The sequence below is a fragment of the Sandarakinorhabdus sp. genome, assembly GCF_040398645.1.
Classification (GTDB): Bacteria; Pseudomonadota; Alphaproteobacteria; order Sphingomonadales; family Sphingomonadaceae; genus Sandarakinorhabdus.
On the sequence record NZ_JBBATR010000008.1, the window covers coordinates 1 to 9,615 of the forward strand.

Below are 9,615 nucleotides of genomic sequence, written 5' to 3' on the forward strand. Positions count from 1 at the left end.
CAACCCGCGCACCACGCCGCCAACCCGCACCACGCCGGAATCCGGCGCGCGCAGCCCGGCCAGGCAGGCGAGCAAGGTCGATTTGCCGGCGCCATTGGGGCCAAGCACTGCCGTCACCTGCCCCGAAGCGAACGTCGCCCTGACGGCATCCAGCGCCGTTGTGTCACCAAGGTGAAGCGAAAGCGTATCGGCCACCAGCGTCGTTACAGTTGCCGCCACCAGCGTCGTTCCAGTTGTCGCCGCAGGCTTCATGGCAATTGCCGCCGCATGCGCAACAGCAGCGCCAGGAAAAACGGCCCGCCGAGCATCGACATGGCGATGCCCAGCCGCAACTCGCTGACCGTCGGCGCCGCCCGCACCAGGCTGTCGGCAACCACCAGCAGCAGCGCCCCGCCCAGCGCCGATGGCAGCAGCACTGCCGATGGGCGATAGCCGGCAAAGGGCCGCACCAGATGCGGCACCATAAGCCCGACAAAGCCGATGATGCCGGCCGCCGCCACCGAAGCGCCGACGCAGATGCCGACGCCAACCACGATCAGGATCTGCAGACGCAACGGATCGACCCCCATCGACCGCGCCGCCGCCTCGCCCAGTGTCAGCGCATCGAGCGCGCGCGCCGTCATGGCGAGCAGGGCGCCGCCCACCATGATCAGCGGCAGCGCCAGCAGCACATCGTCCCAGCTTCGATCCGTCAGCGCCCCCATCAACCAGGTGACGATCTGCGAGGTGGCAAACGGTGTCGGCGCCAGGCTGATCGCCAGCGCCGTCATCGATCCGGCAATGCTCGACAGGATGACGCCGCCCAGCGTGAACACGATCAGGCTGCCCGAACGCCCAACCAGCAGCGCCAGCAGCGCCATCGAGACAGCCGCGCCGGTCAGCGCAAAGGCCGGCAGCAACCAGACCTGCGCCGTGTAACCGAAAAACAGCGAAATCACCGCCCCCAGCGCCGCGCCCGACGACACGCCGAACAGGCCCGGATCGGCCAGCGGATTACGCAGATAGCCCTGCATCGCCGCACCCGACAGACCCAGCGCCGCCCCGACCAATGCCGCCAGCACGGTGCGCGGCGCCCGCAACTCCATGATGATCAGCCAGCGCGGATCGTCGCCATGCCAAGCGGCAAACGGCACCCAGACCTTGCCGGCAACCAGCGACAGCAGCATCGCAGCGACAAGTGCCAGCATCAGCACAAGGTTGAGCCGGTGCGTCATGACTTTTCGCCAAGGCTGCGACGAGCGCTGGCGAGCGCCGCCACGGCATCGATGATTGTCGGGCCGCCGCAGCGCAGCAGGCGTTCGGGATAAGGGCGGATGGCGATATGCCCGGCCAGCCGCTTCAGCGCCGGATGACCGAGCATCCGGTCTTGTCCCCGCGCATCACCGACCGAAAACAGCATCCGGGGCGCCCGCGCCACCAGATATTCCAGCGGCAGCACATCCCATTTCTTCAGGCCATAATCATGGCTGAGGTTGTGAAAGCCGGTGGTGCGCAGCAACTCGCTGGCCAACGTGTCGTTGCCCGGCACCAGCCCGCCGCCCTGCCAGATCAGCGCCGGCACCGGTGGCCCGGCCACATGGCCGGCGGCCACGGCGGCATCGATCCCGGCATTCAAGCGGGCGCCGCGTTCCGGGTGGCCGGTGGCGGCGGCAATCTGGCTGATCTGATCGCGGCTTTCCGCGATGGTTTCGGGCACGCCCAGTTGCAACAAGGCGATGTTCATCCGTTTCAGCGCCGCGATCGTTGCCGGTGCGACATGCGCACCCGCGATCACCAGCGTCGGCGCCAGCGCCACCACCTCCTCGGCCGTGCCCGAGGTCGCCTCGAATCGCGCCGCCTGTGAAACGCTGATCGAACTGGCGCGCGGATCCTTGGAATAATGGCTGATCCCGGCAATCTGGCCCGGGTCGGCAACATGCATCAGGATCGCATCGACACACGGGTTGATCGACACGATACGCAACCGATCTGCCGCCTGTACGGGAATGGCGGCGCCGGCCAGCATCAAGGCGGCGACACGCATCAATATTCGACACCCTTTTGCGCCTTGAAACCCGCCTTGAACGGGTGCTTCACTTCGCCAAATTCGGTGACCAGATCGGCAATTTCGAGCAGTTCCGGCTTGGCATTGCGCCCGGTGATGCAGATATGCTTGGTCAGCGGGCGATCCTTCAGGAATTCGACGATCTCGGCAATCGGCAGCGTGTCGTGGCGCAGCACGATGTTGAGTTCATCGAGGATGATGAAATCATAGGCCGGATCGAGGATCAGCGCCTTCGATCGTTCCCATGCGGCCCTGGCGGCGGCGATGTCCTTGGCGCGGTCCTGCGTGTCCCAGGTGAACCCGTCCCCCATCACTTCAAAGGTCACCAGATCGGGATTGGCCTGGAAAAAGTTCTTTTCGCCGGTTTCCCAGGCGCCCTTTACATATTGCACGATGCCGACCCTCATGCCCCAGCCCAAGCTGCGGATCGCCATGCCGAACGCCGAGGATGATTTGCCCTTGCCGTTGCCGGTGTGGACGATCAGCAAGCCGCGTTCCAGCGTGTGCCGCGCCTGGATGCGCGCCCGGGCCGCCTGCACGCGCTTCATGCGGGCGTTGTGGGCGGCAAAATCGGTTTCGGTTTCGGTCATGTTGGGGGCCTTGATTGCGGGGCGGTTTGCAGGGCGGATGCGAGGCGCGCCAGACCCTGTGCGTCGGGCGGCAGGCCGATGCGCAACCGGTGCGGATTGTCGGCAAAAGGCCGGGTAAGGATCGCGTGTTCGGCCAGATGGGTGAACAGCGCCGCGGCATCGCCGGTTTCAACCAGCGTGAAGCAGCTTGTGCCGCCAACAGGGGTCAGGCCGGCCGCCGCCAGAAGCGCAGTGACCTCGGCTGCCATGCCAGTCATGCGGGTGCGCTGCCCGGCCTGCCACGGGGTGTCGGCATAGGCCGCCGTGCCGATGGTGATGGCCGGGCCCGACACCGGCCAGTCACCCAGCATCCGGCGCAAGCGGCCCGCCAGCGGCGGCGGCGCGATGACAAAGCCCAGCCGCACCCCGGCTAGCCCGAAAAACTTGCCTAACGAGCGCAGCACGATCGTTGCCGGCCAGCGCTCGGCGGCGATGCTCGGCTCGCCCCCGGCATCGGCATAGGCTTCATCGACAATCAGCCAGCCGTCTTTTGCCGCCAGTTCGCGCGCTGCCACGCCAAGCTGCTGTCGATCGACGATCATGCCATCGGGGTTTCCCGGTCGCGCCAGCACCAGCGCGTCATGCCCGGCGGTTACAAGCGCATCGACCATTTGCGGCGCGCTCCACATCGCCAAATGCCCGGAATAGCCCGGCCCCAGCACTGCCGGGCGCTGCGCCCCGGCCAGCGCGCCAACGAGCCGCAGCCCGATATCGCTGCCCGGCACGGCAATTGTCTGCGCCGGATCGCTGCCGAAAACCGCCGCCGCCGCTGTTTCCAGCGCGACAAGGCCAGCAGGATCGGGCAATTGGTGCAAGTCGGCCGGGTCAATCCGGGCCGGATACGCCCAGGGGCTGATGCCGGTCGAAAGATCGATCCAATCGGCATCAACAGCAAATGCGGCGCGCGCCAACCCGATCCGACCACCATGGACGGTAAAGGCTGCAATGGCGCGCGCCGCCGCCATCAATAGCGCAACCGCACGCCGGCATAGCCAGCCCGGCCGGGCTGCCCATAGCGGAAGATGGTTTCATAGCCTTCGTCGAAAAGGTTCTCGATACGGCCATAAACCTCGATATTCGGCGTGACCGGATAGGATGCCCGCAGATCAGCAAGCACATATCCTGGAACCTTGCGGGTGTTGCCGGCATTGTCGAAACTGGTGCCGACATGCGTTAATGTCGCGCCCATCGTCAGCCCGAACGACCAGCTGTAATCGACAAGCGTGCTGACGCTGTGTTGCGGGCGGCGCACCAGCAGCTTGCCGAAATTGGCATTGCCGGGCGAACGGTTGACGGCGTTGGTATAGGTATAGTTCGCCTGCACCCGCAACGCATCGACCGGGCGCAACGCCAGGCCGACTTCAATACCGTCGGCCCGCGCCTCGGCAACATTGTCATAGGTGCCCGACGGACGATTGACGCAGATGCCGGTCAAAGGCCGCACGCACGAGATGAAGTTGATCAGGTCCGTCGTGTTGCGCTTGAAATAGGTGACACTGGCTTCCACCGTACCACCAAGCGCGCTCTGGGTGATCCCGGCATCCCAGCCCTTCGATCGTTCGGGCCGCAGCAACTGATTGCCGAAATTGCTTTGCAACTGGAACAGCGACGGCGCCTTGAAGCCTTCGGCATAGCTGGCGCGAAACGCCGTACCGGTCGCAGCAAGCGTGTAGACACCGCTGGCGCCAAACGTTGTCGCGCCGCCGAAGCGATTATGGTCATCATGGCGAACCCCGCCGGTCAGGGTCAGGCCGGTGACAGGTGTGGCAATGAGCTGGCCATAAATGCTGTCGATCCGCGCGCGACCGATCGTGGGGGCGCCGCCAAAACTCGACGAAGTAAAGCGCGAGGTTTCCCGCTCCAGCCCGGCAGTCGCCTGCCAGCCGTCGGCAATGTCGAAAATGCCCTGATATTCCAGCCGCTCGTTGCGCCCGTTTCCAGCAAAGGTTTCCGTGCCCCGGTCATCATTGCGCCGGCGCGTGTCGGTATAGGCAAAGCCCAACCGATTGCGGAAACGACCATCGAGAAATGCCGCATTCAGGCCGGTATAGGCAACGATTTCACGGGTGCTGGAGGTTTCCAGCGTGTCGGCAAAGGCAAAACTGGGTGCGGGAAAGCCATCGATCCCGACCTTGCCATTGGAATACCAGCCGCGCGCGTCGATCGAAATGGCGTTGTTGATCGCCAGGTTGAAATTGGCATTGGCGCCGTAGTTTTCATAGCCATCGCGTTCGGTGCCGCCACGGGCTTCGCTGAACGCCGAGATGCCATCGGTGCGGAAATACCCCGCCCCGACGCTGGCGGAAAGCGGCCCGGCCTTGCCGGACACATTGCCGACAAGCTGTGCCGTGTCGCGGTAGCCATATTCGCCGCGCAGATTGGCCGCGAGTGTTTCAGTCGGCGGGCGGGTAATCATGTTGATCACGCCGCCGATGGCCTGGCTGCCCCAAAGCACCGATTGCGAGCCGCGCAGCACTTCGATGCGGTCGATATTGCCGACTAGCAGATTGCCGAAGTTGAAGCCGCCGCCGGGTGACGACGGATCGTTGAGCTTGACGCCGTCGATCAATGTCACGGTCTGGTCGCTGTCGGCGCCGCGGATGAACACCGATGTCGAGGTGCCGATCCCGCCATTTCGGGCGATCGACACACCCGGCAAGGTGCGCAGGATATCGACGACGCTTGCCGTCTGGCGGCGCGCGAGTTCGGCGGAATCGACGATGCTGATCGATTGGCCGACGCGCGACAGCGGTTGCGGCGACCGGTTGGCGGTAACGACAATGGTATCCGGCGCATCAAGTGCCATTGCTGGTGCAAACGACGAAGCGGTAAGGCCGGTGGTAATCAAGAGAGCAGTGGAAAAGCGCATGGAACCTCCGTGTTGAACAACGGGAGGAAGCGCACCCGGCGGGCACGGTCATGCAGTCTTGCGAAACGGCCGAAACCCTTCACGCGCGCCACCTCCTACGATGCCGCCCGCGCGAGGTTACCCTCGATCATCCCGAACACCCCGTCAGGACAAAGGACCGACCGCGACAGGCAGGTCTCCTGGCTCCCGGGTCATCGCGTCCGCTCCGCCTTCCCAGCAGCTTGCGCCGCCAGTGGCATTTGGAGCGACCGCTCACCGGTCACAGTTGCGGGCACAGCCCCGGATTGCAGGCATGAAGCCTGCTCCCGGGTTCCCTATTATTTCCATTTCTGGAAACCTGTCGCATAGGCTCGATATTCAGGTAACGATGAAAGGGCAAGCGTGACGACAAACAACGTGACGTTTTTCCTCGGCGGCGCCCGGTCGGGGAAAAGCCGTCTGGCGCAACAGCTTGCCGAAGCGCAATCGGGTGCGCTGGTCTATCTGGCGACGGGACAGGCCTTCGATACTGAAATGGCGGACCGCATCCAGCGCCACCGCGCCGACCGTGGGCCGCGCTGGCGCACCGTGGATTGCCCGCTGGACTTGCCGGCAGCGGTCGGACGCGAGGCAATAACCGGCAATATCGTGCTGGTCGATTGCCTCACGCTGTGGTCGAGCAACCTGTTGCTTGCCGATGCGGACGCGAGTGCCGAGGCAACCGATCTGCTGGCGGCCATCGGCGCCGCAACCGGCCCGATCATCTTGGTCAGCAACGAGGTCGGCCTCGGCATCGTGCCCGACAACGCCCTGGCACGGCGCTTTCGCGACGATGTCGGACGCTTGCATCAGGCCATCGCCGCGCTGGCGGACACGGTGCATTTCGTTGCGGCCGGGCTTTCGCTTCGGCTGAAATAGCCGAGTTTAACGCTGAATGATTACCGGCGGCTGCCGTTGTTCCCAGCCTTCGCGTTCAAGCTCGGGCGTGCGTTCCTCAGTTTGCGGCCAGCCGATGCAAAAATATCCGATAAAGGCCCACTCTGCCGGGACATTGAGGATACGCGCGACGGCGTTTGGATCGAGTATCGAGACCCAACCAACACCAAGGCCGGCGGCGCGAGCCGCAAGCCATAGCGTATGCACCGCCATGACCGCAGACCATACCGCAGTCTGCGGCATGGTCCCGCGGCCAAGGCCGCCACCTTGCGCCGGGTTGGAGTCGGCAAATACCGCGAGATGACAGGGGGCCTGGTCGAGCCCTGCAAGTTTGAGCCCGGCATAACGCGCTGCCCAGTCCACGGCCTCGCCGGTAAGCGCGGCAACGTTGCACGTCTCGAAATCATCACTCACCGCGGCGCGGCGTGCCGGGTCGTCCACGATAATGAACCGCCACGGCTGGCTAAGCCCCACCGAGGGGGCCAGCGCCGCCGTTTCCAGCAGTTCCGCCAACAGCCCCGGCGGCAGCGGATCAGAGCGGAATTGCCGAACATCGCGGCGCCATTCGAACAAAGTCAACAGCGCGGCGCGAAATTCGGCATCGAATGAAGGTGCTGACACTGGGTACATAGGCACGACGGTGCTTAAGCCTTGCTTGACCAGAGCGGAAGACCGCGGACGCTCCCGTGCGAAGTTTGTCCCGTCGTCAGTCTTTCCATTGGCGGATTAAACCGGTCGTCACAACACCCCGGATCAGGAGGTTGCCAGCCGCTGTCGGCAGAAATTCGCTCATAGCCAACAAACATCTGCGGAATACCCTGACCGAAGCCTTTCCGTGCGAAAAAGCATTCCGACCCGGTATGTCGAACAGTTTGCTCGAACGCGGCTCAGGATTGTATGGCAGACGCCTCGGCCTGTCGGAAAACTAATGTTTTCGCCCTCGTTGTCCGCGCCGGACATCAACGCGGTTCAGCCCATTAGGACATGCCTAGACATCGGAACAATGTCTAGGAATAGTAAAGATTGGTGCCCCTGGCCGGACTCGAACCAGCACGGATTTCTCCATCCGATTTTGAGTCGGACGCGTCTACCAATTCCACCACAAGGGCACTGCGTGTCCGGTTAGCGCAAGGCTGGCGGCAGGGCAATGCCTGTTGTGTAGCTTGGAGCGGGGCCAGCCTGATGCAATTTTACAACAGGTTCAACGTCCAATGTCGCCGCCTGACAACTTAAGCGACTCTGGCCTTTTCATCCTGTCACGATTTGGTCATGTGGACTTTCAACCGCAAATGAGGGGCTCTCATGCGTTCAATGATTCTTGCTGGGGCATCCGCCTTGGCCATCGCTGCTGTTCCGGCCTTTGCAGGCCAAGATCAGGATCAATCCGGCACCAAGGTCGCGCAGGGCGCTGAGGAACCTGCAGCCGAGATGATGGTCGTCACCGGCTCGCGCATTGCGCGCGAAGGCATTGATGGCACCGTGCCGGTGGTGTCGCTCAATGCTGGCGAACTGCTGCAAAGCGGTAGCGTCAACATCGGTGACCGGTTGGCCCTGCTGCCGCAGTTCCGTCCGACCTTCACCAGCCAGAACTCGGGCCGCTTCATTGGCACCGCCGGTCTGTCGATCCTCGATCTGCGCGGCCAGGGCACGGCGCGCACATTGGTTCTTCAGAACGGTCTTCGCCACGTGTCGTCGCAGCCCGGCGCGCAGACCGTCGATGTGTCCACCATCCCGGTCGATCTGATTGAGCGTGTTGACATCGTTACCGGCGGCAACTCGTCGGTTTACGGTTCCGATGCCATCGCCGGCGTTGTCAACTTCGTGCTCAAGCGCGATTTCCAGGGCATCACCGGCCGCGTGCAGGCCGGCACCTCGTCGCGCGGCGATTCCAACCAATATCTTGCCACCCTGACCGCCGGCACCAACTTTGGCGGTGGCCGCGGCAACATTGCGGCGTCGGTTGAGTACAACAAGAGCGACCCACTGTTTTTCTCGGACCGCAGCAACACTGGCGCCGTATCGGGCCGTTCACAATTCCAGCTGGTGCAGAACACCGGCACCACCGGCCCCAATGGCGGCGGCGAACTGCCGGGCGGCGACGGGACGTTTGACACCACCTTCACCACCGGCATCAAGAACATTGGCATTTCCACCGGCGGTGCCTACACATCGGCCTGCCAGGGCGTCGCCCCCGGCGCGCGTGCCACCCTCAATTGCGGCGGCGTCTTCAACTCCACCAACACCTCGCAATTCGGCAATGTGTTCGTGTTCCAGCCAAACGGCAATCTTGTGCTCAATTCGGTTACTCGCGATTTCCGTCCGTTCGGATCGGGCAATGCGCAAGGCGGCCTTGGCTCCACGCTGCGTGAAACCGGCCTGATGCAGATCGGCAACACGCGTTATGCTGCCAACCTGATCGGCAGCTACGAAGTGTCGGATGCGTTCCGCCCCTATTTCGAAGCCAAGTGGGTGCGCACCGAATCCTTGCAGGAAGGCCAGCCGACCTTCTCGTCCGGCGCGCTGAACCCGACCCTGAATGTCAGCAATCCGTTCCTGACCCAGCAGGCCCGTGACCTGCTGACAACCAGCTTGCCGGCCAGCGGCAATTTCAACATCAGCCGCTTCAACATCGATTTTGGTGGCCGTGGTGAGAACCACAGCCGTGAACTGATGCGGTTCGTGGTGGGTGCGCAGGGCAGCTTCCTCGATACCTGGAGCTACAGCGTAGCGCTGAACTTCGGCCGGGTTGATACCTTCTATCAAACCCGCGGCAACGTCCAAACGACCCGCTTCACCAATTCGGTGAACGCCGTGCGCAACGCAGCTGGCGCGATCGTCTGCTCGATCAACAACGACGCCATCACCACCAACGATGATCCGGCCTGCCGCCCGATAAATCTGTTCGGCCTGGGCGCGCCGCAGCAAGATGCGCTGGCCTATGTTGGCCACGTCTCCAGCCGCCGGCAGTGGACCGAGCAGTATAACGTCGTTGGCAACGTGTCTGGCGATCTCGGCAAACTGTTTGAACTGCCGGGCGGCCCGGTGGCCTTCTCGGTTGGCGGCGAATGGCGCCAGGAACGCAGCTTCTCTAGCTTCGATGAAGTCACCCGCTCTGGCCTGACCTTCCTGAATGCCATCGCACCGTTCAACCCACCGCG

9 protein-coding genes, 1 tRNA gene and 1 riboswitch are annotated in these 9,615 nt (G+C 63.6%); of the genes, 2 read left to right on the forward strand and 8 right to left on the reverse strand.

Annotated elements, in window-relative coordinates; translation table 11 throughout:
• The 6 genes from ABWP50_RS03230 to ABWP50_RS03255 form a co-directional block, all read right to left on the reverse strand.
• On the reverse strand, positions 1-252 hold a 252-nt coding region (locus tag ABWP50_RS03230), incomplete at its 3' end, for an ATP-binding cassette domain-containing protein (RefSeq protein WP_353216553.1).
• The gene (locus ABWP50_RS03235) at positions 249-1,214 is read right to left on the reverse strand and encodes a FecCD family ABC transporter permease (protein ID WP_353216554.1); all 966 of its coding nucleotides are present in this window, start codon (positions 1,212-1,214) and stop codon (positions 249-251) included. The genes ABWP50_RS03230 and ABWP50_RS03235, both read right to left, overlap by 4 nt.
• A complete protein-coding gene (locus ABWP50_RS03240; RefSeq protein ID WP_353216613.1) occupies positions 1,211-2,023 on the reverse strand; it encodes an ABC transporter substrate-binding protein in 813 nt (270 codons plus the stop codon). The genes ABWP50_RS03235 and ABWP50_RS03240 overlap by 4 nt, the downstream gene beginning before the upstream one ends.
• Positions 2,023-2,634: a cob(I)yrinic acid a,c-diamide adenosyltransferase gene (gene cobO, locus ABWP50_RS03245; protein ID WP_353216555.1), complete on the reverse strand. Its 612-nt coding sequence runs from the start codon at positions 2,632-2,634 to the stop codon at positions 2,023-2,025. The genes ABWP50_RS03240 and cobO overlap by 1 nt, the downstream gene beginning before the upstream one ends.
• Complete coding sequence (locus tag ABWP50_RS03250; RefSeq protein WP_353216556.1) at positions 2,631-3,638, reverse strand: threonine-phosphate decarboxylase; 1,008 nt, start codon at positions 3,636-3,638, stop codon at positions 2,631-2,633. Before ABWP50_RS03250 ends, cobO begins: the two co-directional genes overlap by 4 nt.
• Positions 3,638-5,542, reverse strand: coding sequence for a TonB-dependent receptor plug domain-containing protein (locus ABWP50_RS03255; RefSeq protein ID WP_353216557.1), 1,905 nt, complete (start codon positions 5,540-5,542; stop codon positions 3,638-3,640). The genes ABWP50_RS03250 and ABWP50_RS03255 overlap by 1 nt, the downstream gene beginning before the upstream one ends.
• 152 nt (positions 5,543-5,694) lie before the next feature.
• A riboswitch (cobalamin riboswitch) is annotated at positions 5,695-5,898 on the reverse strand.
• Between the two features lie 25 nt (positions 5,899-5,923).
• On the opposite strand from ABWP50_RS03255, the gene cobU reads away from it, so the two are divergent.
• Positions 5,924-6,439, forward strand: a complete 516-nt coding sequence (gene cobU / locus ABWP50_RS03260) for a bifunctional adenosylcobinamide kinase/adenosylcobinamide-phosphate guanylyltransferase (protein ID WP_353216558.1) — start codon at positions 5,924-5,926, stop codon at positions 6,437-6,439.
• Between the two features lie 6 nt (positions 6,440-6,445).
• Here the strand turns inward: cobU and bluB are convergent, their stop codons facing one another.
• Complete coding sequence (gene bluB, locus ABWP50_RS03265) at positions 6,446-7,087, reverse strand: 5,6-dimethylbenzimidazole synthase (RefSeq protein WP_353216559.1); 642 nt, start codon at positions 7,085-7,087, stop codon at positions 6,446-6,448.
• Between the two features lie 394 nt (positions 7,088-7,481).
• Positions 7,482-7,566: transfer RNA gene (locus ABWP50_RS03270), tRNA-Leu, on the reverse strand.
• Between the two features lie 226 nt (positions 7,567-7,792).
• On the opposite strand from ABWP50_RS03270, the gene ABWP50_RS03275 reads away from it, so the two are divergent.
• Positions 7,793-9,615: TonB-dependent receptor plug domain-containing protein (locus ABWP50_RS03275; RefSeq protein ID WP_353216560.1), on the forward strand; the 1,823-nt coding region annotated here is incomplete at its 3' end.

What these genes read in the sequence shown, in the direction of transcription:
- bluB (WP_353216559.1), bottom strand. Translation starts at nt 7,087, where the DNA reads ATGTACCCAGTGTCAGCACCTTCATTCGATGCCGAATTTCGCGCCGCG.
- ABWP50_RS03240 (WP_353216613.1), bottom strand. Translation starts at nt 2,023, where the DNA reads ATGCGTGTCGCCGCCTTGATGCTGGCCGGCGCCGCCATTCCCGTACAG.
- ABWP50_RS03250 (WP_353216556.1), bottom strand. Translation starts at nt 3,638, where the DNA reads ATGGCGGCGGCGCGCGCCATTGCAGCCTTTACCGTCCATGGTGGTCGG.
- cobO (WP_353216555.1), bottom strand. Translation starts at nt 2,634, where the DNA reads ATGACCGAAACCGAAACCGATTTTGCCGCCCACAACGCCCGCATGAAG.
- ABWP50_RS03235 (WP_353216554.1), bottom strand. Translation starts at nt 1,214, where the DNA reads ATGACGCACCGGCTCAACCTTGTGCTGATGCTGGCACTTGTCGCTGCG.
- ABWP50_RS03255 (WP_353216557.1), bottom strand. Translation starts at nt 5,542, where the DNA reads ATGCGCTTTTCCACTGCTCTCTTGATTACCACCGGCCTTACCGCTTCG.